Here is a 22514-nt window from a genome sequence, read left to right as displayed (position 1 = left end):
CTTCGTGACCCGCTGCATCGCAGCCCACTGCCCTTCGACGGGAGTTGTTCTGGATCCTTTCCACAGTCCGGAGTTAGTCCCGGTCCTGGGCCGAGCAGGGACGGTGGCATGAAGACGGCATATGAAGACGCTCAAGTCGCGCTCTACAGTGGAAATGCAGCCGACGTGGTGCGCCAGCTGCCGGCCGAGTCGGTGGACTGCGTGGTGACTTCGCCGCCGTACTGGGGGCTGCGTGATTATCGGATCGGCCGCCAACTGGGTGTCGAATCGACTGTGGACCAGTACGTTTGCCGTCTTGTCGAGCTTTTCGATGAGCTCGCTCCGGTGCTGACTCCACGAGGCACGGTGTGGCTCAACCTCGGGGACAGCTACGGCGGTTCATGGTGTCATTACGTGGCGGCCTGCTCCACTGCGCGTACAGCGGCGGAGCGGTCTCGGACTCCGTACGGGACACATCGGCCGCCGCGGGCGTCGTATCGGGCGAAGGATCTCGTCGGTGTGCCCTGGCGGGTCGCGCTTGCCCTGTTGGACCGAGGTTGGCTGGTGTGGCGCGAGATCGTATGGCATAAACCGAATGCCCGGCCCGAGAGTGTCCGAGATCGGTTCGCGCACCGATACGAGACCATCTCCGCATTGGCTCGAGACCGACGAGACCGCGATGAGACCAGCAGCGAGACGGCGGTGTGGACGGTCTCGGCTGACCGGAGGCGAGTAGATCATCCGGCTGTGGGCACCCTTGAGATCGCGCGGCGGTGTGTGCGGCTGGGGTGTCGTCCGGGCGGGACCGTTCTCGATCCGTTCTCTGGGAGCGGGACGACCGGTATCGCGGCACTGGAGCATCAGTGCCGGTTCATCGGGATCGACCTCAACCCGGAGTGTCACGCCGTGGCGTTGCGGCGCCTGAGGCCGGCGACATGACGGCTGAGCTGGGGCAGGCGATGACGCTGGCGGAGGTGGCCGCGCTGCCGGCGGCAGTGGATCTGATGACGGCGGCGCGAGCGTTGGGGACTCGGCGCACAACGGCGTATGCATTGGCCCGCGGTGGCTCTTTCCTTGCCCGGTATTCCGGGTTGGTGTGGGGTATCGGGTGCCGACGTCAGGACTGTTGCGATTGCTGGGGCTGGCCACCTGATCCGGTGATCTTTGCCGGGCTCGGGCTTCCCCGAGTGGTGGCCGCAGCGCGAGTATCGAGCCCGGAGAAAGCCTCTGGTGGGTGCTTGACGAACGAGGGGAGAGGTTCGCGGGGGCCGATGGGTCGGTGTACCGGCGGTGTTCGTGCCGGGACGACAACAGGAAGTCGCTCGGCGAGGCGTGTCCGAAGCTGGCGAACAAGCGGCATGGGCAGCGGTACTTCCAGATCGAGTTGCCGAAGGACACACGGGACAACCGTCGTCCACGGCGTCGCGGTGGATCGAGAGCGCGAGCGAGGCCGAGAAGGGCCTGCAGCGGGTGCGAGACCTGCTCGGAATCGCCGAGGAGGGTGACACCGAGACGCTGCGGAAGATCGGAGACTTGGCTCGCGGGACTGATCTCGCAGAAGGAGCCGTTGCCCGAGACCGTGCGGCGTCTCGTCCGGGCGGGATCGGCGGTTCTGGAGCAGCCGTTGATGGATGCGGTGTTCGACGAGTTCCTGGCGCGGAAGAAGCGCACGGTGAGCCGGAACATGTACCGCTCCTACGAGTCCCACGTCCGGCTGTACCTCTGCCCGCACCTGGCGAAAATCCGCCGTGACCGGCTGCGGGTCGGCCACCTGGATGCCATGTTCGAGGCGATCGTCGAGCGCAACGAACTGATCGCCGAGTATCGGCCAGTGGCGATCCCCGGAAGATCGCGGCAATGAAGTGGCAGCGCCCGGTCGGCCGACGTCGCTGCACCGGATCAAGGAGACGCTGCGGGCGATCCTGCGGCCGGCAGCGGACCAGGGCCTGCTGACCCACAACGTCGCCAAGCTGGTGGAGTTGCCACCGGCGGTGCAGCCGAAGCCGAAGCTGTGGACCCGGAACGCATCGCCAAGTAGCGGCGGACCGGTGAGGTGCCGTATCCGGTGATGGTGTGGACCGGTGACCTGACCGGACAGTTCCTGGACTTCACGGTGAACCACCGGCTGTACCCGCTGTTCCACCTCATTGCCCACACCGGCCTGCGGCGGGGCGAGGGCTGCGGTCAGCGGCGCTCGGACACCTACCTGGACGCGGCGTCGCTCGAGGTGGCGAACCAGAGCGTGCAGTACGGGGGGAGAGACGGGCCAGAGCAAGCCCAAGACCCCGTCCTCAGAGGGCATCGTCTCGCTCGACCCGAATACTGTCCTGGTGCTGCGAGCCCACCTCGCCCGTCAGGACGAAGCGAAGGCCAGCCTCGGCGACGACTGGGGCGACCACGACTTGCTCTTCACCGAGCCGAATGGCAGCCCGCGGCATCCAGCTGACGTCGCCGACGAGTTCGCCCGCTTGATCAAGCTGGCTGGCTTGCCCCGATCACCCTGCATGGCCTACGCCACGGTGCCGCCACCCTGGCTCTCGGTGCGGGGGGATATGAAGGTGATCCAGCACATGCTCCGGCACTAGTCGATCAAGGTCACGATGGATCTCTACACCAACGTCGCCGAAGAAGTCGCCGCCGACGCTGCGAGGAAGCTGGCCGGGGCGATCCCGCGGAAGGCGTTGCACCCAGCCTGCGCTCTCGGGCTCCCCTCGGGCTCGCAGGAGACCACAGTGGACAGAGGGGAAGCGGAAGCAAGGATTCCGGATAACACAAAACCCCAGGTCGAAGAGATCTTCGACCTGGGGAGTGGTAGTGCGCCATCAGGGACTCGAACCCCGAACCCGCTGGTTAAGAGCCAGCTGCTCTGCCAATTGAGCTAATGGCGCCGGTGTCTGCCGGAGGCTTCCCTCGGCGACGTGGAAAAGATTAGCACCCCTCTCCGGGCCCGTTTCAGGGGGGTCCCCTTAAGCGGGTTCGGACGTTCCCGCCCCGGTGTCCGGCCTGGTCGGGCACACTGTAGTCGGACATCGACGGCGAAACAGGCGGGTGGGCATGAGGGGTTCGACCGGCATGACGGTGCGGCTGCTGGTGGCCGCGGGGGTGATCGGCCTCACCGTGGCGGGGTGCAGCAGCAGTCCTTCGGGTGAACCTCCGCGGGAGACGAGCAGTGCCGTGCAGCCCGCGCCGAAGCCTGCCGTGCTCACCCTCAGTCCTGCGAAGGATGCCAAGGACGTCGCTCCCGGGGAGCCGGTGAGTGTCAGCGTTGCCGACGGGAAGGTCGGGGACGTGCAGCTGACCGGGGCCGACGGCAAGGTCGTCGCCGGGAAGGCGCGGCCGGACGGCAGCGGGTGGGACTCCGCCGAGCCGCTCGGTTACAACAAGACCTACAAGCTCACGGCGACCGCGGTCGGCTCCGACGGCAAGCCGGTCACCGCCGAGTCGTCGTTCAGCACCGTGAAGCCCGCCCGGCAGCTCGGCGTCTCGGTCAACCTCGTCGACGGCGAGACCGTCGGGGTCGGGCTGCCGCTGGTCTTCACCTTCACCGGCAACGTCACCGACAAGGCCGCGGCCGAGAAGGCGCTGAAGGTCACCGCGGAGCCGGCCACCGAGGGCGCTTTCCGCTGGTCCGGGGACAAGCAGGTCACCTGGCGGCCGAAGGAGTACTGGAAGAGCGGCACGAAGATCAAGGTCGACGCCGCCGTCTACGGCAAGCCGCTCGGGGGTGGCAGCTACGGCCGGGAGGACAAGAGCTTCCGCGCCACCGTCGGCGACAAGCTCGTCGCCGTCGCCGACGGCGGGACCCACCAGATGACCGTCACGGTCAACGACAAGGAGGTCAGGACCCTGCCGACCTCCATGGGCAAGCCCGGGCACAACACGCCGCAGGGCACCTACACCGTCATGAGCGAGCACACCGGCTACACGATGGACTCCGGCACCTACGGCGTCCCGGCCGACAGCCCCGGCGGCTACCGCACCTTCATCCAGTACGCCGTCCGCCTGTCCTACAGCGGCATCTTCTACCACTCCGCGCCGTGGTCGGTGCGGCAGCAGGGCCACAGCAACGTCAGCCACGGCTGCCTCAACCTGTCCACCGAGAACGCGAAGTGGCTGATGGACACGTCCAAGAAGGGCGACATCGTCGTCGTGCAGAACAGCGGCGGCCCGAAGCTGGAGCCGACCGACGGCTGGAGTGTCTGGCAGCTGTCCTGGGACGAGTGGCGGACGGCGGCGAACTAGCCCGAGCTGCGGACCAGCTCCCGCGCCTCGGCCTCGCTCGACACGGCAGGCCCCGAACCCCACAGCGGCTTGTTCGCCGTCTCGCGGCTGAAGAACACCGCGACGGCGCCGATCGCGCCCGCCGCCATCAGGTACCAGGCCGGCCAGTAGTCGTGGCCGGTGGTGGCGATCAGCGACTGCATGACCAGCGGTGTCGTGCCGCCGAAGAGGGACACCGAGACGTTGAACGCGATGGACAGCGCGCCGTAGCGGATCGCCGTCGGGAACAGCGCGGGCAGCGCCGCGGGCATCGACACCTCGAAGCAGAGCAGCAGCAGGCCGAGCCCCATCAGCCCGAGGAACGTGACGACGAGGCCGCCGTCGTGGACGAGCAGCATCAGCGGCCAGGACAGCACGAGGAAGCCGAGGCAGCCTGCCATCATGACCGGCTTGCGGCCGACGTGGTCGGTGATCCGGCCGCCGGCCAGGATGATGAGCATCATCACGACCATGACGACGATGATCAGCAGCAGGCCGTGGGTGGCGTCGAGGTGCAGCTGCTCGGACAGGTACGTCGGCATGTACGACAGCAGCATGTAGTCGGTGACGTTGAACACGAGCACGAGGCCGACGCAGATGAGCAGCGCGGGCCAGTACTGGGTGAACATCTTCCAGAACGGCTCGCCGGAGCGGCCGCGTTTCTCGGCTTCCTCGGCGTGCTTCTGGAACGCCGGGGTCTCCTCCAGCTTCAGTCGCATGTAGAGGCCGATGATCCCGAGCGGCCCGGCGACCAGGAAGGGCACGCGCCAGCCCCAGTCGAGCAGCGTCTCGTGCGGCACCCAGGCCTTCATCCCGGTGACGACGGACGCGCCGAGCACGTACCCCGAAAGTGTCCCGAACTCGAGCCAGGACCCCATGAACCCCCGCCGCTTGTCGGGCGAGTACTCGGCGATGAAGGTGGTGGCGCCCCCGTACTCCCCACCGGTGGAGAACCCCTGAACCATCCGTGCAAGGACGAGCAGGATCGGCGACCAGACGCCAATGGAGCTGTACGACGGAATCAGCCCGATACACAGCGTCCCGACGGCCATCATGATCATGGTGACGGCCAGCACCTTCTGCCGCCCGATCCGGTCCCCCAGCGGCCCGAACACCAGTCCACCGAGCGGCCGCATGAGGAAGGCGGCGGTAAAGGCCCCAAAGGTCCCGATCAGCCGAACCCCAGGCGACACACTGGCCGGAAAGAAGACCTCGGCAATGGTATCGGCAATATACGCATAAACCCCGAAGTCGAACCACTCCATGGCATTACCGAGCGCAGCGGCCCCCACGGCCCGCTTGAGCAGCGCCCCATCAACCACGGTGATGTCCTCATACCGCAGCTTCTTCTTCCGACCCCTGACCCGAGAAGTTGAAGGTTCCACCCACCCAAGCTGCAACGAACAAAGAAGAACCGCACGCTGAGCCACCCAGCCGTGACAACTACCACCAACGGAGCAACGACAAGCCTGGATCACCCCCCACGCAACCCAGCGGGATGGGGGTCCGGGGGCGCGCCCCCGGCGGGGGTGTGGGGGTTCGACCCCCACAAAAAGGCGAAACCCCAGCATGGGGGAGGAGGCAACGGCCTCCGACCATACTGGGGCTCTGGGGTGAGCGACGGGTTTCGAACCCGCGACCTCCTGGACCACAACCAGGTGCTCTACCAGCTGAGCTACGCCCACCATCTGCGAGGGAACCGCTTGCGATCACCTCGTTGGCTGTAATCGTAGCGGGTGCCCTCGCGGGGTTTGCAGGGGGTTACCTCTGGTGGTGTTCCTGCACTTCAGCGGCCGCGGCCTTGGCTTCTTCGCTGGTCGGGCCGGGCTGGGGGACGAAGGCGACGCGCCGGTAGTAGTCGAGCTCGCCGATCGATTCGCGGATGTCGGCCAGTGCGCGGTGGGCGAGGCCTTTCTCCGGCTTGGCGTAGTAGATGCGCGGGTACCAGCGGCGGACGAGTTCCTTGACGGAGGAGACGTCGACCATGCGGTAGTGCAGGTGGGCGTCGAGGGCGGGCATGTCGCGGGCGATGAAGCCGCGGTCGGTGGCGATGGAGTTGCCGGCGAGGGGGGCGGTGCCCGATTCGGGGACGTGCTCGCGGATGTAGGCGAGGACGCGGCGCTCGGCTTCTTCGAGGGTGACGGTGGAGGCGCGGACTTCTTCGGTGAGCCCGGAGTGGGCGTGCATCTCGCGGACGACCTCGGGCATGCCGTCGAGTTTTTCCTCGTCGGCGTGGATGACGATGTCGATGCCTTCGCCGAGGACGTTGAGTTCCGCGTCGGTCACGAGGGCGGCGATTTCGATCAACGCGTCCTTGCCGAGGTCGAGCCCCGTCATTTCGCAGTCGATCCAGACTAGGCGGTCGGTCACCTGGTGACCCTAACCCGACACGGGGATATGAGGGGCGTTACCTGCGCGTACGGCGCGTTACGCTCGCGGAGCCGGGTTCGGTGTGGTGCAGGACACAGATCGGGGAGCGGGACAGTGACCGTGCAGGAGTCGCCGGCGAGCGAGATCGCCGCTGGTTATGTGAGTGAGGGCGCCGCGCTGGAGCTGGGTGCGGTGGTGGTGGACGGGCAGGTGGACGCGGCGGCGGCCGTGCGGCTGCCGTTGGCGACGCTGAACCGGCACGGCCTGGTGGCGGGGGCGACCGGGACCGGCAAGACGAAGACGTTGCAGCTGATCGCGGAGCAGCTGTCGGCGGCCGGGGTGCCGGTGGTGCTCGCGGACGTGAAGGGTGACCTGTCCGGGCTGGCCGCGCCCGGGGAGGCGAACGACAAGGTCGCGAAGCGGGCGCAGGAGCTGGGGGACGACTGGGCGGGGTCGGCGTTCCCGGTGCAGTTCCTGTCGCTGGGCACCGGCGGGAAGGGCTCGCCGATCCGGGCGACGATCACGAGTTTCGGGCCGGTGCTGCTGGCGAAGGTGCTGGGGCTGAACGAGACGCAGGAGTCGACGCTCGGGCTGATCTTCCACTGGGCGGACCAGCGGGGCCTGGCGCTGCTGGACACGAAGGACCTGCGGTCGGTGATCACGCATCTGACCAGCGACGAGGGCAAGGAGGACCTCAAGGGCATCGGCGGGGTCTCGGCGGCGACGGCCGGGGTGATCCTGCGGGCGCTGTCCAATCTGGAGGCACAGGGCGGTGAGGACTTCTTCGGCGAGCCCGAGCTGGACGTGCACGACCTGATGCGCGCTCGCGACGGCAAGGGCGTCGTGACGCTGCTGGAGCTGGACAACCTGCAGGCGAAGCCGGCGCTGTTCTCGACGTTCCTGATGTGGCTGCTGGCCGAGCTGTTCGAGGAGCTGCCGGAGGAGGGCGACCTCGACCAGCCGAAGCTGGTGTTCTTCTTCGACGAGGCGCACCTGCTGTTCAACGACGCGTCGAAGGCGTTCCTCGAACGCATCGAGCAGACCGTCAAGCTGATCCGGTCGAAGGGTGTCGGCGTGTTCTTCTGCACGCAGCTGCCCACGGACATCCCGAACGCGGTGCTTTCGCAGCTCGGCGCCCGGATCCAGCACGCGCTGCGGGCGTTCACCCCGGACGACCAGGCGGCGCTGGCCAAGACGGTCAAGACCTACCCGAAGACGAAGTTCTACGAGCTCGACACGGCGTTGACGTCGCTGGGCATCGGTGAGGCGATCGTCACGGTGCTGTCGGAGCGGGGTGCGCCGACGCCGGTGGCGTGGACGCGGCTGCGGGCGCCGCGGTCGAAGATGGGGTCGATCGGCGACGAGGCTGTGTCGGCGGCCGTCGCCTCGTCCGACCTGCACGCGAAGTACGCCGAGACGATCGACCGGGAGTCGGCCTACGAGAAGCTCGCCGCGAAGGTGGCCGCCGCTCCTGCTCCCTCTCCCTCTCCCTCTGCCTCTCCCTCTCCCGAAGTCGCGCCCGCTCCTGAGGAGAAGGACGAGCCGGGATTCCTGGAGTCGGCGATGAAGAACCCGGCCGTGAAGTCGTTCATGCGGTCCGCGGCGAGCGCGCTCGGCCGGGAGATCACGCGCGGGCTGTTCGGCAACCGGAGGCGGTGACAAATACCTGACGCAACCTGTCAGGATTCGCTGCGATGGTGGTTCCACACCGAAGAGAGGGAACCAGCCATGACCAGCACCGCCACCGCGTCGTTCACCGTCGACCAGTGGGAGCCGCAGGCCACCGACGAGTTCGCGGGCAACGACCTGTCCCGGGTGGCGATCGCCAAGACGTTCACCGGAGCGGTCGAGGGGACCAGCAAGGTCGAGCTCCTGACGGCGACCAACGCGACCTCGCGCGCGTATGTCGGCTTCGAGCGGCTCGAGGTCTCGGTCGACGGCCGCAAGGGCAGCTTCGTCCTGCACCACACGGCCGACGACGAGTCCGGGATGACCGTGAAGATCCTCACCGGCTCCGGCGCGGGTGAGCTGACCGGGATCACCGGGACGGCCGAGATCGAGATCGAAGGGGACGACCACCGCCTGACTCTCACGTACACGCTCTGAGCAGCGCAAAGGCCGTTTCGAGAGCCCCCGATTGACTCTCGAAACGGCCTTCGCGCCTCTTCCCGCTCCCCGAAGCGGGGGACGGGCCGCCCCGACCACGGCCCGTCCACGGTTCAGGAGTTGACGATCTGGTCGACGATCTTCTTGGCGTCGTTGATCGGGATGGCGAAGCCGATCCCGACGCTGCCCGCCGCGCCGTTGGCCGACGCCGCCGGGCTGTAGAGCGCCGAGTTGATGCCGATCACGTTGCCCTGGGCGTCGACCAGCGCGCCGCCGGAGTTGCCCTGGTTGATCGCGGCGTCGGTCTGGATCGCGGTGTAGCTGGGCGCGTCGCTGCTCTCGTTCGCCGTCCGGCTGAACGGCGAACGCTGCTGCTCGCCCTGCCCGATGTCGGACAGCTTCCGGTTGAGCGCGCTGACGATGCCGGTGGTGACGGTGTTCTGCAGGCCGCCCGGCGACCCGATCGCGACGACCTCCTGGCCGACGACCAGCTTGCTGGAGTCCCCGAGGGTCGCGGCGGTCAGGCCGCTGGCGTTCTGGGCCTGCACCACGGCGATGTCTGCTTTGCTGTCCGCCCCGACCACGCTGGCCTGGTACTTCTTGCCGTCGGAGGTGACGACGACGACGTTCTGCGCGCCGTCGACGACGTGGGCGTTGGTGAGGATCCGGCCGTCCGAGGTGAGGATGACCCCGGAGCCGATGGCCTCGCCCTGGCCGGTGGTGACGTTGATCTGGACGACGCTCGGCGTCACCTTCGCCGCGACCGCGCTGACATCCCCCGTCGCGGTCGAGTTCGAGACCTGCTGCCCGGTCGCCGCAGGCGTGCTCACCGACGTCGTCGCGCCACTGGCCGAGTCGGTGGTGAGCCCGACGATGGCGGCACCCCCGACGCCCCCGACCAGCGCGGCCCCGAGCGCGGTGGCACCGACAACCAGCGCAACACGACTTCCCTTGCGCGGCTTGGTCTTCACCGCCTGGGGCGCCGGGAAGGCCGACGCCTGCGCCATTCCGGGCTGTGGCATGTCAGGTTGCGTCGTCCCGGCCTGGGCCATCCCGGCTTGGGCCGCCCCGGGCCGTGGCATCTCGGACTGGGCCATTCCGGGCTGGGGTGTCTCGGGCTGAGCCACCCGGGGCTGCGTCATCCCAGGCTGCGTCATCCCGGACTGGGCCATCCCGGTCTGCTCCATTCCGGGCCAGGGCGTCTCGGGCTGGGCCATCCCTGGCCGTGGCGTCTCGGACTGGGCCATTCCGGGCTGGGGTGTCTCGGGCTGGGCCGCCCCCGGCTGCGCCATCCCGGACTGGGCCATCCCTGGCCGTGGCATTTCGGGCTGGGCCGTCTCGGGCCGTGGCGTGAACAGCGGGTTCGGCGCGGCCTGCTGCTGGTGGCCGTGCTGACCGTACGGCCCGTACTGCGGGGTGCTCTGGTGCGGCTGGTGCCCACCGGCTGAGGCGGGGCCGGGCCGACTCGCGTTCTCGGTCATGGGACAAGATTCGCGCCCGTGCTTGTGAAGAGCCTGTGGAAAACCCTCAGGCTTTGCTGAGAAGAATCAGCTGAGAAATCTCAGCCGGTCCTCAGGTGTCAGCCGAAGAACGACGGGACGTCCAGCGCACCTCCCGCCGCCTCGAACTCGTCGTGCACCGCCTGCCGCAGTGCGGCGTCGCCGAGGTAGTCCGCGGCGGTCAGCGCCAGGCCCAGCGCGCCGTCGCGGACCGCGGTGTCCCCGGTGGACGATCCGGCCGCGGCCGCGAACTCCTTGGTGTGCAAGGCGACCGTCGGTCCCGACACGGCGAGCATCGGGTGCAGCGCAGGCATCCGGTACGAGAGATTGCCCAGGTCAGTGGACCCGGTGAGCGACTCCGGCACGATGCCCGGTGGCAGCGGCTTGCGGCCGGTGATCAGCTGGTTCGCCGACCAGCGGCCGGCGAGCGCGGTGTTGAATCGGATCGGCAGGTAGGCGGCCTGGGCGTCCCAGATCAGCTCGACACCGCAGCCGGTCATCGCCGCCGCGCCTTCGGCGATCGCCGTCACGCGGGCGGCGAGGTCGCGCAGCGTCTCCGGGGTCTGCGACCGCAGGTAGAACAGCAGCGCGGCGCGCGCCGGGATGACGTTCGGCCGGGCGCCGCCGTCGGTGAACACGCCGTGCACGCGGTCGCTCTGCGGGAGCTGCTGGCGCAGCGCCGAAACACCCTGGTACGCGGCAACCGCCGCGTCGAGGGCGTTGCGGCCCATGAACGGCTGCGCCGATGCGTGCGCGCCGATGCCGTGGAAGACCATCTCCAGCTGACGGCGCCCGAGGAACGGATGCAGGGCGATGTCGTGGCTGAACGGGTGCAGCATGATCACCGCGTCGACGTCGTCGAACACCCCTGCGCGGGCGAGGATCTCCTTGCCGCCCCCGCCTTCCTCGGCCGGCGTGCCGATCAGGCTGACGCGGCCGCCGAGCCGGTCCGCGACGGTGGCGGCGCCGAGGAAGCCGCCCGCGGCGGTGGCGCAGATGATGTTGTGCCCGCACGCGTGGCCGAGCCCGGGCAGCGCGTCGTATTCGGCGAGGACGGCGATGTGCGGGCCGCTGCCGGAGGTGCTGACGCGCAAGGCGGTGTCGAGCCCGCCGACGCCGACGGTCGCTTCGTGGCCGTGGCGATGCAGCAGGTCCGCCAGCGCGCGGACCGAGCGGTGCTCGGCGAAGCCCTCCTCCGGATGGGCGTGCAGATCTTGGCTCAACGCCACCAGATCGGGTGAGCTTCGCTCGACCGCGGCGGTCACTTCGGCGCGCGCCGCCTCGTCCGCGCCGTCGTGGGGCGAGGACAACGGTTCGGCTGCCGCGACGGCGTCGGCGGTGGCCTCGACCAGGGAACGCAGGTAGCTGTCGTCGGGCGGGACGGGTTCGGCGTGGGTCATGGGGCGATGCTAACCGGGGGGTCCGACAATTCGCGGTGCTCAGTCCAGCCGGCCCGCGACGATCTGCGTGACGCCGGCGTACTTTTCGGTGATCTCCGTGAAGCCGCGCGCCCGCAGGGCCGCCGCGATTTCGCCGCGGTCGAACATCTTCTGGCCGCTCACGATCCCGCCGGCCGACTCGATCAGGCGCGCGGGCTGCCAGCCACGGCGGGCGCTGGTCAGCAACACGATCCGGCCGCCTGGTTTCAGCACGCGCGCGAAGGAGTCCAAAGCGGTCTCCGGTTCGGCGAACATGTGGAGCGCGGCAAAGCAGCAGAGCCCGTCCACTGTGGACGTTTTCAGCGGCAGGCGCACCGCGTCCGCGCGAACGTACGCGACGGTGTCCGGGCCGCCCTCGGCGACGGCCTTGGCGAGCATCGAGCGTGCGCCGTCGAGCCCGGCCGCCAGCCCGTCCGGCGCGACGGCCGCGCCGAACGCCCGGGTGAACCGGCCGGTGCCGCACGCGACGTCGAGCACGGTGTCGCCGGGGCGGAGCCGGAGGAGTTTCGTGGCGAGCCGGACTTCCCCCGCCATGCTCGGCCCGAGCGGGCCCTTCAGCGCACGGCCGAGCGCGGGGCGCCAGTACCGCTCGTAGACCTGCGGGAGCAGCGTCGTGCGCATCAGGCGCTGCGTGAGCCCGGTCGGCGGCCCGGCCTGGGGTGCGGCGCCCAGCAGGTCGAGGTAGCCGTCGTGGGTCTCCGCAGTCGTTTCGAGCAGGGCGTTCAGGCGCTCGAGGGCGGTGGTTCGGCTGGTCGGCACGGGCTCTCCCGAAGTTCGGATACCGGCAGTATGCCAGTTCTGAGCCACTCGATCGGGTGAAGAAACGCGGGACCAGGCGTTCGACGGCCCGGAATTGTCGGTGCCCCTCCCTACCGTCGCAGCCAAGGTCCCGATCCGAGGAGGAGAGATGACGACAACGGAGATTTCCGTTTCCCACGGCGAAATCGCGGTGCACGGCGCGTTCGACCTGGCCGCGGCGGCCCGCTTCCTGACCGGCTTCGCCCCGGCCGGCCGTCCGGAAGCGGATTCCGGCGCACTCCGGGTCGCGTTCCCGCTGGAGCGCACGTGGACACCGGTGGGAGCGCTGCTGCGGCAGAGATCGCCCGGCGAGGTGTCGGTCGAGGTCCACGGCCCGCCCGAGCGCGCGGAGGCGGTGGTGGAGCAGGTACGGCGGATGTGCTCGCTGGACATCGACGGCTCGGCGTTCCCGGAGGTCGCGCGCCGCGATCCGGTGGTGGCGCTGCTGCAGGACCTGCACCCGGGCCTGCGCCCGGTGCTGTTCGCTTCGCCGTACGAGGCGGCGTGCTGGGCGGTGCTGAGCCACCGGATCTGGATGCCCCAGGCAGTACGCCTGCGCCGCCGCCTGACGGAGCGGCACGGAACGGAGCTGGACGTCGGCGGCAGAACGCTGGCCTCGTTCCCGCCACCGGCGGTCCTGGCGGAGGTGGAGTACCTACCGGGCTTGTCCGGCCCGAAGCTGCAACGCCTGCGCGGAGTCGCCGAGGCGGCGTCCGCGGGCCTCCTGGACGGGGCAGCACTGCGGGCGATGCCGGCGGAGGAGGCGCTGCGGGAGCTGCAGCTGCTGCCGGGAGTAGGCCGCTTCAGCGCGGAACTGATCCTGATCCGCGGCGCGGGTCATCCGGACGTGTTCCCCCGGGCGGAGAGCCGCCTGCACGAGATCCTCCGGGACGCCTACCACGTCCCGAACGCGGAAGTGGCGGGTCTGGCGGAGTTCGCGGAAGCCTGGGCACCGTTCCGGAGCTGGGTGTCGTTCCTGTTCCGAGTGGAGGGCGAGGCCCGGATGCGGGAGTCCCGATGACGTGACGCCCAGGCGGGCTTGCCTCCGCACCGCGGTTGGGGTGCCAGCTTCCAGGCGGGCCACCCGGCATCGCCGCTAAGGCGGTTGGGGCTGCAGTCTCCAGGTGGGAGACCCCCGCGCCGACCCCTAACGCGGTTCGGGGCCAGCCTCCAGGCGGGTCACCTCGGCATCCCGGCCCGCTGCAGGGGTGAAGTTGTCTCGCCCGAGGCGCCCGACCATGCCTGGGCGGGCCGACCGCCCCTGGATGCGCCGACCACGCCCGAGGCGCCCGACCATGCCTGGGCGAGCCGACCGCTACCCCGGCTTGGTCGACCACCGCCCCGATCCGACCCCCGACAAACTCCGACAGAAAGGAGACCGCCACGACCCCATCCCACAACCCGCGAAGCGCCCAAGGTGGGGACTCACAGTAGCCAGATATCGCCTGTGGTGAGGTATCCGGGTGAGCTTGCCCGTTCAGCCCCCGCTCAGCGGCCCGTCCGGTGACGCCCTGTCAGCACTCCAGATCGCACTCCACGCAGCAGCCTCCGGTACTTCGCCTGCCGGGTCGCTGCTCGAGGAGGCCCAGACGCCCGCGGTGATCACCCTGGTTGCCGGTGGCGTGGCGCTGCTGGTCGTGCTCGCCGGGGGGACTCCTTGGCGGCTCGGGCGGAACGTCGTCACCATCGTGCACGAGGCCGGGCATGCCCTGGCCGCCGTGCTCGTCGGGCGGCGGCTGCAGGGCATCAAGCTGCACTCGGACACCTCGGGCGTCACCGTCTCGCGCGGGAAGCCCGAGGGGCCGGGCATGGCGTTCACCGCCATGGCCGGGTACCTGGCTCCGTCGGTGCTGGGGCTGGTGTTCGCCAGCCTGCTGGGTGCTCACCTGGTCGGCACCGTCCTGGTCCTGATCGCGCTGCTGCTGCTCGGCGTGCTGGTGATGGTGCGCAACGCCTACGGGGTGTTCACCGTCGTCGCCAGTGCTGTGGTGCTTGCCCTGGTTGCGTTCGTTGCGCCGGTCGAGGTGCAGGCTCCGTTCAGCTACCTCGTCACCTGGTTTCTGCTGTTCGGCGGGGTGCGTCCGGTTGCCGAGCTGCAAATCAAGCGGCGGCGCGGGCAGGCCAGGGACTCCGACGCCGACCAGCTGGGCCGGCTGACGGCCGTGCCGCCCGTGCTGTGGGTGCTGGTCTTCGCCGTGGCGACCATCAGCTGCCTCGTTGCCGGTGGCCTGTGGCTGCTGGAGCCCCTGGCCACCTGAGCGAGCCCATGCGGCAAACTGGTCTCTCGCTGGTCGCGCGGAGGGAGACGAACGATGGACGAGGTCGCCAAGGCCGTGGCGGAGTGCGCACGGGCGGCGAAACTCGCCGCGCCGTCGCTTGCCGCCGCGAGTGTGGAGGCCGTCGACGGTGCGCTGAGCGGGATGGCCGAGCGGCTGCTTGCCCACCGTGAGGAGATCCTCGAGGCGAACCGGGCCGACGTCGAACGCGCGAAGGCCGACGGGATGAGCGCCGGCCTGCTCGACCGGCTGACCATCACCCCGGACCGGCTTACCGGCATGGCCGAGCAGCTGCGGCTGCTCGCCGGCGCCCCGCACCAGGAGCGCGAGGTCGAGGTGTCCACCCTGGACGGCGGGCTGCGGCTGGTGGAGCGTCGGCGTCCGGTCGGGGTCATCGGCGCGAACTACGAGGCCCGGCCGAACGTGACCGTCGACGTGGCGTCGCAGCTGGTCAAGTCGCGCAACGCCGGGGTCCTGCGCACCGGGTCGGCCGCGCTCGGCTCGGCGCAGCGGCTGCGTGAGGTCGTCATCGCGCCGGCGCTGGCGGAGGCGGGCATCGACGCCGACTGCGTCCAGCTCGTGCCGCGGGTCGAGCGGGAGGCCGCGTCCGCGCTGGTGCGGCTGCCGGAGCTGGTGCCGCTGGTCATCCTGCGCGGCAGCGGTGACAGCACCCGGGCGCTGGCCACCGAGGCGGCCGTCCACGGCGTGCGCACGCTCGCCCACGCCGACGGCGGCGGGGTGCTGTACGTCGACCGCGGGGCGGACGTCACCAAGGCGCGTGACCTGGTCTACGCCAGCCTCGACCGGCTGGGTGTCTGCAACCGGCTGAACCTGCTGCTCATCCACGAGGACATCCACGACGAGGCCTGGCCGGCGCTCTCCGAGGCGCTCACCGAGCGGGGCGTCACGCCGTCGCTGGCGCCGCACGAGCACCCGATCGGGTACGAGTGGGCGCTGGACTCCGAGCGGGAGGCGACCGTCACGGTCGCCAAGGTCGGTGCGCTCGCCGACGCCGTCGAGATCGCCAACGAGCGGACGTCCGGCCTGGCGGCGGGCATCGCCACCGAGGACCGCGCCGCGGCCGACGCCTTCTTCGACGGCTACACCGGCACCGGGGTCTTCTGGAACGCGCCGACCCGCCTCCTCGACGGCTTCAAGCTCCTCGCCGTCCCGGAAACCGGCATCAACCTGGACAAGGTTCCCGGCCCGCGCGGGCCGGTGACCTACACCGACCTCTACGTCCGCCAGTACGCCGTCCTGCCCGCCTGAGTTACGACCGGCTGACCGGCCCGGATCGAGCCGGGCCGCGTCCGCCGGCGTCTGACGTGCGGCTTCAGCTCGCCGGCGGGGTGCTCGCGAGGCGGCGCAGCTCGGCGACCGTGTCCGAGGCGTTGGTCACCAGCTCGGTGCGGTCACCCTGGTCACCGGAGTAGCGGTAGATCGCCGTCGGTCCGTCGCTGATGGCGATGGCCGCCACCAGGCGGCCTTCGGGGTCGCGGGTGAGCCCGGTCGTCACCGACACCTCGCGGCCGACCGTGTCGACCGTGGTCAGCGTCCGTTCCTTGTACCAGCCTCGCGTCGTCATGATCCACAGCTTTCGGGGGATGGGGGCTCGACAGGGATACGTCGTAGGACGCCGGGACGGCCGCGGGCGTTACGGCATACTGGTCGGGGTGATCACCCGGCCGCACGTCCTGCTGTCCGCCGCGCAGTCGCTCGACGGCTACCTCGACGACACCTCGCCCGAGCGGCTCGTGCTGTCCACTGAGGACGACTTCGCCGTCGTCGACCGGCTGCGGGCCGAGGCGGACGCGATCTTCGTCGGGGCCGGGACCGTGCGGGCCGACAACCCGCGGCTGCTCGTCCGGTCGCCGCAGCTGCGGCGGCAGCGGCTGGCGCAGGGGAAACCCGAACAACCCGTCAAGGTCACCGTGACCACCCGCGGGCTCGACCCGGACGCGCAGTTCTTCACCGTCGGGGACTGCGAAAAGATCGTCTACGCGCCGCCGGGAGTGGCCAAGGACCTGAAGGGTGTCGCGACCGTCGTCGAGGCCGGGAATCCGCCCGACTTCGGCCGCGTCCTCGACGACCTCGGCGCCCGCGGCATCGGGAACCTGCTGGTCGAGGGCGGTGGCGGCATCCACACCCGGTTCCTCACCGAAGGCCTCGCCGACGAACTGCGGCTTGCGATCGCGCCCCTGTTCGTCGGGCAGCCGGACGCGCCGCGGTTCCTCGGACCCGGCCTGTACCCGCGGCCGCTCGTCCTGGTCAGCGCGCACGAACTGCAGGGCATGGCGATCCTCGAATACCGGGCCGCCGACGAGCCGACCGGCCTGGACGTGCGGCGGCTGCGGGAAGCCATCGCGCTCGCCGCGAAGTGCCCGCCCAGCCACACTTTCCGGGTCGGTGCGGTGATCACCGACGCCGATGGCGAGGTCATCGCGACCGGGTACTCCGGCGAGGGCGACCCCCTCAACCACGCCGAAGAGGCCGCACTCGCCAAGTGCGCCGGTGATCCGCGCCTGGCCGGGGCGACGATTTACAGCTCGCTGGAGCCGTGCAGCAACCGCAGCTCGCACCCGTTGAGCTGCACCCGGCTGATCCTCGACGCCGGCATCCCGCGGGTCGTGTTCGCCTGGCGCGAGCCGCCGGTCTTCGTCGACGCGCAGGGCACCGAGCTGCTGCGGCAGGCCGGGCGGCACGTCGTCGAGGTGCCCGCGCTGACCCCGGAGGTCCAGCGCGAAAACACCCACCTCGACTTCTGACTTCCGAAACGCCTAACAGGCGCCGTTGTCCTGCCAGACACCCCATTCGCCGGTCGTGCCGGGCTCTTCGCCCTGCGTCCACCACTTGGCCGTCCACTGGTGACCGTGGTGCGCGACGACGTCGTCCTTGACGTAGACCTTGGTCCGGTCCCACTCGGGCGCGGTGCACGAACCGCCGCCCGGTGAGGTGGTGGTGGTGACCGGGGGCGTTGTCTGCGGCGGCGTCGCGCCCGCGAAGCGGACGCTGAACCTCGTGAAGTCCCAGTCGTTTTGCGGGACGTTGCTGCAGACGCCGTTGTCGGTCGTCCCGACGCAGGCGCGGTCGCGGTTGACCGACCAGAACGTGAAGCGGCCCAGGCCGTGGCCGGTTGCGTAGTCGTACACGGTCTGGAAGTCGGCGGTGTAGAACATCTCCGCCGCGTCGGACTTGCCGTTCATGCCGGAGAAGCCTTCGTGCGCGTACGCCGTCGCGCTGTCCCAGCCCAGGTGCGACATGAGCAGGCCGTGGAAGGCTTCCAGCGCCGACACCTGCGACGAGCCGCCGTTGAAACCGCCGTCGAAGGGCATGATCGAGAAGTTGTCCGGCGTGAACCCGATGGCCTTGGCCTGGTCGAGCAGCTGCGTGCCGAACCAGCCGGTGCCGGCCGCGGTGCCCGGCATGGTCACCGACACGAACAGGCCGGGATTGCTGGCCTGCAACGTCTTCGCGGCGCCCAGCTCGTTCGCGATCGCGGCGGAGTTCTCGTACTCGGGCTCTTCGAGGTCGAAGTCGATCGCCTTGAGCTGGTACTTGGTGACGACCTGCTGGTAGGCGGCCGCCGTGGCGGCGACGGTGCCGCAGGTCTGCCCGAGCTTCGTCCCGCCGTAGCCGCCGACGGACACCGAGATGTCGCCGCCCGCGCCGCGGATCCTGGCGATGGCGGCCGCGACGGTGGTGTCGGTGGTGATCGGGTCGGTGCCGTCCCAGGTGGGGCTGCAGCCGCCGCCGTTGGGCGCGAGGATGAAGGCGAGCTGGAAGGCCTTGAGGCCGGTCGCGTTCATCACCGTCACGGGGTCGGGCGGATTGTTGCTCTGGGGCATCAGGTACGGCGCCGCGGCGTACCAGTTGCGGCTCAACGCCGCGGTCGCCGAGGACGCGCCGAGCACGAGGCTGACGGCGGTGGCGGCGAAAGTGGCGGCGGCGAGCCCGATGGCGGCCAGTCTGCTCCTGCGCATGAGCTGTCCTCCCGGAGGAATCGAGGTGGACGGATCATTGGACTAGACCATTGCCGAAGTCAAGACGCGAAGGTCGGGTCCGGCGAGCCGGTGGGCGAAAAGCGCCGGAATATCCGAAACCGGTCCACGGACGGCCGGGGTCTCACGCCCCCGGCAGCGACACGACGACCGTCAGGCCACCCTCCGGCCGGGCCTGCGCCACGACCGCTCCGCCGTGCGCGTGGGCCACCGACCGCACGATCGACAACCCCAGCCCCGCGCCCTCGTCGGCCACCCGGGCCCGGCGGTGGAACGGGTCGAACAGCGCCGGCACCTCCTCCGGCGGGATCACCGGTCCGCTGTTGGCGACCGTCAGCTCGGCCGCGCCCCCTCGCGTCCGGGTCGCCACCCGCACCCAGCCGTCCTCGACGTTGTGCCGGAGCGCGTTCTCCACAAGGTTGTGTGCCAGCCGCTCCAGCAGCAGCGCGTCACCCAAGGCCGTGGCCTCCGCCAGGTCCGTCTCGACGCCCGCGGGCACCACGTGCGCGACGACCGCCGCCAGATCCACCGGGCAGCGCTCGGTCAGCGCGCTTTCCGAGCGGGCCAGCAGCAGCAACCCGCTGATCAGCCGCTCGTGCCGGGCGTTGATGTGCAGCAGCTTGGTGCCGAGCTGCCGGACGTCCTCGGACGCCGTGCGGCGGTGCATGGCCACCTCGACCAGCGAGCGGTTCAGCGTCAGCGGCGTGCGCAGCTCGTGCGACGCGTTCGCGACGAAGCGGCGCTGCGCGTCGAACGACCGGTCGAGCCGCTCGACCATGACGTCGAACGCGTCGGCGAGGTCCTTCACCTCGTCGGCGGGGCCGCGCAGGGCGATGCGCTCCTGCCCGCCCGGGTCCGCCGCCGCGGCGATGTGGCGGGCCGTGTCCGTGACCCGGCGCAACGGCGCCAGCGCGCGCCCGGCCACCAGCCAGCCCGTCGCGGCCGCCAGCAGTGCCACCAGTGCCAGCGCGATCGCGCCCTGGGTGAGCAGGGACGTCGCCGCCGCCGCGCGCAGCTGCCGGGCCTGCTCGTCGAGGGCGTCGAGCGACGGCAGCGGGGGCGCGCCCGGCGGCGGGTTGCCCGAGATCACCGCCACGCGCTGCCCGACCTGCCGGGTGAACAGCAGGTACGTCACGGCCAGCAGGACCACGCCCGCCAGCAGGAACAAGCCGCCGTACAGGACCGTCAGGCGCAGCCGGAGGCTCATCGGAGCCGGTAGCCGACGCCGGTTACCGTCTCCACCAGCGGCGGGTCACCGAGCTTGCGGCGCAGCTTGAGGATGGTCAGCCGGACGGCGCCGGTGAACGGGTCCGCGTGCTCGTCCCACGCCTTCTCCAGCAGGTGCTCGGCCGACACCGTCGCGCCGTCGGCGAGCAGCAGCTCGGTGAGCACCGCGAACTCCTTTTTGGACAGTGGGAGATACCGCCCGTCGCGGAACACCTCGTGCCGCGCCGGATCGAGCGTGACACCGGACCGGCGCAGCACCGGCGGGGCGGCCGGGCGGCAGCGGCGGCCCAGCGACTGGATGCGCGCGGCCAGCTCCGGGAAGGCGAACGGCTTGGTCAGGTAGTCGTCGGCGCCGAGGGACAGCCCGTCGACGCGGTCGGTGATCTCCACGGCCGCGGTCAGCATCAGCACCCGCGTCGCCGCGCCGGAGGCGACCACCCGGCGGCAGACCTCGTCGCCGTGCACGACCGGCAGGTCCCGGTCGAGCACGACGACGTCGTAGCCGTGCACGGCGATCCGGTCGAGCGCCGTGCCGCCGTCGTGGGCGATGTCGACCGCGTGGGAGTCCTCGCGCAGCCATTCCGCGATCGCGTCCGCCAGCATCGGCTCGTCCTCCACCACCAGGACCCGCATGGCGCCATGATCGCCGCGGCGGTGTTTCCTCGCCGTTAGCGGCACTGGTAGAGCGTGTTCGCGCCGCCGAGCCGCACCGGGCCGGAGCCGGGCCCGGACCGGCCGCCGTACGCGGCCGGGTCGACGACCGTGCAGTGCCGCTCGATCCACCGCCGCCGTTCTTCCTGCACGGGACCTCGCGGCGGCCCGCCGGGCAGGCCGGCGCCGCTCAGCACGAACTTCAGCTTCCCTTCGGCGAGCCAGCGGTCGAGCTGCGCGAGCGACGGCGCGTCGTCGCGGCCGCCGAAGCCGCCCATGCCGATCACCAGCTCGTCGGAGTCGATGAGGAACGGCGCGACCGTACTCGCGTCGGCGTTCACGGCGAGAGTGATCTCGGTGCCGTGCGCGCGGGCGTAGCCGAGGATCCGCCGTTGCTCGTCGGACAGCTTCGCGGTGCCGTCGCTGCCTCCGGCGAGCATCAACCGAGGTCCGCCCGGCCCCGGAGGCGGCGGCATCGCCCCGGGGCCCTTGGCGGGACCGGCGGCGGGCAGCGTCCCCGCGGACGTGCTCTGCGCGGCCGCGTACGACCACACCGCGGGGGTCAGCAGCAGCGGCACGAGCCCGGCGGCGAGCGCACGCCGTCCCGGCGCCACCACCAGCCAGGCGATCGCGGCCACCGCCGTGGCGAGTACTGCCCAGCGCGTCCAGCCGTGGAACGACGTGTCCCGCGACGTCAGGACGAACGCCCAGGCCGCGCTGACCGCGATCGCCGCCGGGAGCACGGTCCGCCGGTGGTCACGCCACAGCAGCGCCAGCCCGGCGGCGCAGACGGCAGCGACCGCCGGCGCCATCGCCGTCGTGTAGTACGGGTGCCAGATGCCGCCCGCGAAGCTGAACACCACGGTCGTCACCAGCAGCCAGCCACCCCACAGCAGCCACCCGGCGTGGTGCCCGGGACGCCGGATCGCGACCACCGCGAGGACGACGAACGCCAGCGGGAGCAGCCACGAGATCTGCCCGCCGACGAGGTCGTTGAACATCCGGCCCGGCCCCGGATCGCCGCCGAACGACGACATCTCCGGCTGCCCGTTCCGCATGATCATCATGCCGCCGGTCTCGCCCTGTCCGGAGATGCGGCCGAAGCCGTTGTAGCCGAAGACGAGGTCCCACGCGCTGCCGTCCTTGCTGCCACCCATGTACGGCTTCGCGCCGGGCCACCAGTCGTACAGGGCGATCCACCAAAACGACGAGACGGCGAGCACGGCCCCGGCGGCGAGGAGGTCGAGCAGACGCCGCCGGACCGGCGCGGCCGTCCCGGCGAAGTACGCCAGCGCGAGGGCGGGCACGACGATCCAGGCCTGCAGCATCTTCGTCAGGAAACCGCATCCGACGAAGAAAGCGCACCAGAACAGCCATTTCCGGCCGCCGTCGAGCGCGCGGGTGAGCGCGTACGCCGCGGCGACGAGGAACAGCACGAGCAGCGTGTCGGGATTGTTGTCACGGTTGATGATCACGGTCACCGGCGTCAGCGCCAGGATCACCGCGGCCAGCAGGGCGACGTTCTCCCCGGCCCACCGCCGGACGGTCCGGTGCAGCAGGAAGACCGTCGCGACGCCTTCGAGCACTTGGGGCAGCAGCAGCGCCCAGCCGTGGTAGCCGAAGACGAGCACGGAGAGCGCCTGCGGCCACAGCGCCAATGGCGGTTTGTCGACCGTGACGACGCCGTAGGGGTCGAAGGAGCCGAAGAGGAAGTTCGTGAAGCCGCTCGTCATCGACTTCACGGCGGCGGCGTAGTAGGTGTTGCCGACCTGGCCGTCGCCGATCTTCCAGGCGTAGAGGACGGCGGCGCCGAGGCAGACGAGCGGAAGCGCCCAGGAGCGGGTCTTCGGGGGAGCGGCGGTGATCATGCCCGCCACCCAACCGAAGCCCGCGTTTCCCGGGCGTTTCCGG

General features: G+C 70.5%; 21 protein-coding genes and 2 tRNA genes. 11 read left to right on the top strand and 12 right to left on the bottom strand.

Features of this window, described 5'->3' with window-relative positions:
- Nucleotides 1-108 precede the first annotated feature (108 nt).
- The 4 genes from ABJI51_RS35755 to ABJI51_RS35740 all read left to right on the top strand — a co-directional run bounded on the left by ABJI51_RS35755 (nucleotide 109) and on the right by ABJI51_RS35740 (nucleotide 2564).
- On the top strand, nucleotides 109-918 hold the full coding sequence (locus ABJI51_RS35755; protein WP_348955519.1) for a DNA-methyltransferase: 810 nt from the start codon (nucleotides 109-111) through the stop codon (nucleotides 916-918).
- 628 nt (nucleotides 919-1546) lie between these two features.
- Nucleotides 1547-1840, top strand: a complete 294-nt coding sequence (locus tag ABJI51_RS35750; RefSeq protein WP_348955518.1) for a hypothetical protein — start codon at nucleotides 1547-1549, stop codon at nucleotides 1838-1840.
- A gap of 1 nt (nucleotide 1841) precedes the next feature.
- Entirely contained in the window at nucleotides 1842-2048 is a 207-nt protein-coding gene (locus ABJI51_RS35745; protein WP_348955517.1) for a hypothetical protein, read from the top strand.
- 261 nt (nucleotides 2049-2309) lie between these two features.
- Entirely contained in the window at nucleotides 2310-2564 is a 255-nt protein-coding gene (locus ABJI51_RS35740) for a hypothetical protein (protein WP_348955516.1), read from the top strand.
- Between the two features lie 230 nt (nucleotides 2565-2794).
- Here the strand turns inward: ABJI51_RS35740 and ABJI51_RS35735 are convergent.
- Nucleotides 2795-2867: transfer RNA gene (locus tag ABJI51_RS35735), tRNA-Lys, on the bottom strand.
- 166 nt (nucleotides 2868-3033) lie between these two features.
- Between ABJI51_RS35735 and ABJI51_RS35730 the strand changes: the two genes are divergently transcribed.
- Nucleotides 3034-4221: an Ig-like domain-containing protein gene (locus ABJI51_RS35730; protein WP_348955515.1), complete on the top strand. Its 1188-nt coding sequence runs from the start codon at nucleotides 3034-3036 to the stop codon at nucleotides 4219-4221.
- Here the strand turns inward: ABJI51_RS35730 and proP are convergent.
- The 3 genes from proP to orn all read right to left on the bottom strand — a co-directional run bounded on the left by proP (nucleotide 4218) and on the right by orn (nucleotide 6609).
- Complete coding sequence (proP, locus tag ABJI51_RS35725; RefSeq protein WP_348955607.1) at nucleotides 4218-5624, bottom strand: glycine betaine/L-proline transporter ProP; 1407 nt, start codon at nucleotides 5622-5624, stop codon at nucleotides 4218-4220. The genes ABJI51_RS35730 and proP overlap by 4 nt on opposite strands.
- A 224-nt stretch (nucleotides 5625-5848) precedes the next feature.
- Nucleotides 5849-5924 (bottom strand) — tRNA-His (locus ABJI51_RS35720).
- Nucleotides 5925-6000: 76 nt separating this feature from the next.
- A complete protein-coding gene (gene orn / locus ABJI51_RS35715; RefSeq protein ID WP_348955514.1) occupies nucleotides 6001-6609 on the bottom strand; it encodes an oligoribonuclease in 609 nt (202 codons plus the stop codon).
- Between the two features lie 114 nt (nucleotides 6610-6723).
- Here orn and ABJI51_RS35710 point away from each other — a divergent pair, with 114 nt between their 5' ends.
- Both ABJI51_RS35710 and ABJI51_RS35705 read left to right on the top strand, forming a co-directional pair.
- The gene (locus ABJI51_RS35710) at nucleotides 6724-8268 is read left to right on the top strand and encodes a helicase HerA-like domain-containing protein (protein WP_348955513.1); all 1545 of its coding nucleotides are present in this window, start codon (nucleotides 6724-6726) and stop codon (nucleotides 8266-8268) included.
- A 69-nt stretch (nucleotides 8269-8337) separates the two neighbouring features.
- Nucleotides 8338-8715, top strand: a complete 378-nt coding sequence (locus tag ABJI51_RS35705) for a DUF3224 domain-containing protein (protein WP_348955512.1) — start codon at nucleotides 8338-8340, stop codon at nucleotides 8713-8715.
- A gap of 113 nt (nucleotides 8716-8828) precedes the next feature.
- Here ABJI51_RS35705 and ABJI51_RS35700 read toward each other — a convergent pair whose 3' ends face one another.
- From ABJI51_RS35700 to ABJI51_RS35690, 3 genes are all read right to left on the bottom strand, one after another.
- Nucleotides 8829-9812: a S1C family serine protease gene (locus tag ABJI51_RS35700; RefSeq protein ID WP_431605698.1), complete on the bottom strand. Its 984-nt coding sequence runs from the start codon at nucleotides 9810-9812 to the stop codon at nucleotides 8829-8831.
- A 482-nt stretch (nucleotides 9813-10294) separates the two neighbouring features.
- Nucleotides 10295-11614: a M20 family metallopeptidase gene (locus tag ABJI51_RS35695; protein ID WP_348955510.1), complete on the bottom strand. Its 1320-nt coding sequence runs from the start codon at nucleotides 11612-11614 to the stop codon at nucleotides 10295-10297.
- A gap of 39 nt (nucleotides 11615-11653) precedes the next feature.
- Complete coding sequence (locus ABJI51_RS35690; RefSeq protein ID WP_348955509.1) at nucleotides 11654-12412, bottom strand: class I SAM-dependent methyltransferase; 759 nt, start codon at nucleotides 12410-12412, stop codon at nucleotides 11654-11656.
- Nucleotides 12413-12560: 148 nt separating this feature from the next.
- Between ABJI51_RS35690 and ABJI51_RS35685 the strand changes: the two genes are divergently transcribed.
- The 3 genes from ABJI51_RS35685 to ABJI51_RS35675 all read left to right on the top strand — a co-directional run bounded on the left by ABJI51_RS35685 (nucleotide 12561) and on the right by ABJI51_RS35675 (nucleotide 15996).
- Nucleotides 12561-13472, top strand: coding sequence for a DNA-3-methyladenine glycosylase family protein (locus ABJI51_RS35685; RefSeq protein WP_348955508.1), 912 nt, complete (start codon nucleotides 12561-12563; stop codon nucleotides 13470-13472).
- A 442-nt stretch (nucleotides 13473-13914) separates the two neighbouring features.
- Nucleotides 13915-14709 (top strand): M50 family metallopeptidase, encoded by a 795-nt coding sequence (locus tag ABJI51_RS35680; RefSeq protein WP_348955507.1) that lies wholly within the window; start codon nucleotides 13915-13917, stop codon nucleotides 14707-14709.
- Between the two features lie 54 nt (nucleotides 14710-14763).
- On the top strand, nucleotides 14764-15996 hold the full coding sequence (locus ABJI51_RS35675) for an aldehyde dehydrogenase family protein (protein ID WP_348955506.1): 1233 nt from the start codon (nucleotides 14764-14766) through the stop codon (nucleotides 15994-15996).
- A 64-nt stretch (nucleotides 15997-16060) separates the two neighbouring features.
- Here ABJI51_RS35675 and ABJI51_RS35670 read toward each other — a convergent pair whose 3' ends face one another.
- Nucleotides 16061-16312 carry a hypothetical protein gene (locus tag ABJI51_RS35670; protein WP_348955505.1) on the bottom strand — a complete coding sequence of 84 codons (252 nt, stop codon included), beginning with the start codon at nucleotides 16310-16312 and terminating at the stop codon, nucleotides 16061-16063.
- A gap of 88 nt (nucleotides 16313-16400) precedes the next feature.
- Between ABJI51_RS35670 and ABJI51_RS35665 the strand changes: the two genes are divergently transcribed.
- Nucleotides 16401-17492 carry a dihydrofolate reductase family protein gene (locus ABJI51_RS35665; RefSeq protein WP_348955504.1) on the top strand — a complete coding sequence of 364 codons (1092 nt, stop codon included), beginning with the start codon at nucleotides 16401-16403 and terminating at the stop codon, nucleotides 17490-17492.
- 12 nt (nucleotides 17493-17504) lie between these two features.
- On the opposite strand, the gene ABJI51_RS35660 is transcribed toward ABJI51_RS35665, so the two are convergent.
- The 4 genes from ABJI51_RS35660 to ABJI51_RS35645 all read right to left on the bottom strand — a co-directional run bounded on the left by ABJI51_RS35660 (nucleotide 17505) and on the right by ABJI51_RS35645 (nucleotide 22471).
- Nucleotides 17505-18707 carry a carbohydrate-binding protein gene (locus ABJI51_RS35660; protein ID WP_348955503.1) on the bottom strand — a complete coding sequence of 401 codons (1203 nt, stop codon included), beginning with the start codon at nucleotides 18705-18707 and terminating at the stop codon, nucleotides 17505-17507.
- 142 nt (nucleotides 18708-18849) lie between these two features.
- Entirely contained in the window at nucleotides 18850-19932 is a 1083-nt protein-coding gene (locus tag ABJI51_RS35655; RefSeq protein ID WP_348955502.1) for a sensor histidine kinase, read from the bottom strand.
- Complete coding sequence (locus ABJI51_RS35650) at nucleotides 19929-20585, bottom strand: response regulator transcription factor (protein ID WP_348955501.1); 657 nt, start codon at nucleotides 20583-20585, stop codon at nucleotides 19929-19931. Before ABJI51_RS35650 ends, ABJI51_RS35655 begins: the two co-directional genes overlap by 4 nt.
- 35 nt (nucleotides 20586-20620) lie before the next feature.
- Entirely contained in the window at nucleotides 20621-22471 is a 1851-nt protein-coding gene (locus ABJI51_RS35645; RefSeq protein WP_348955500.1) for an ArnT family glycosyltransferase, read from the bottom strand.
- Nucleotides 22472-22514 lie beyond the last annotated feature (43 nt).

This window comes from Amycolatopsis melonis (assembly GCF_040064235.1).
In the GTDB taxonomy this organism is placed as follows: domain Bacteria; phylum Actinomycetota; class Actinomycetes; order Mycobacteriales; family Pseudonocardiaceae; genus Amycolatopsis; species Amycolatopsis melonis.
The sequence above is the reverse complement of the archived record's forward strand: the minus strand, read 5'-3'. Positions and strand labels throughout refer to the sequence as shown.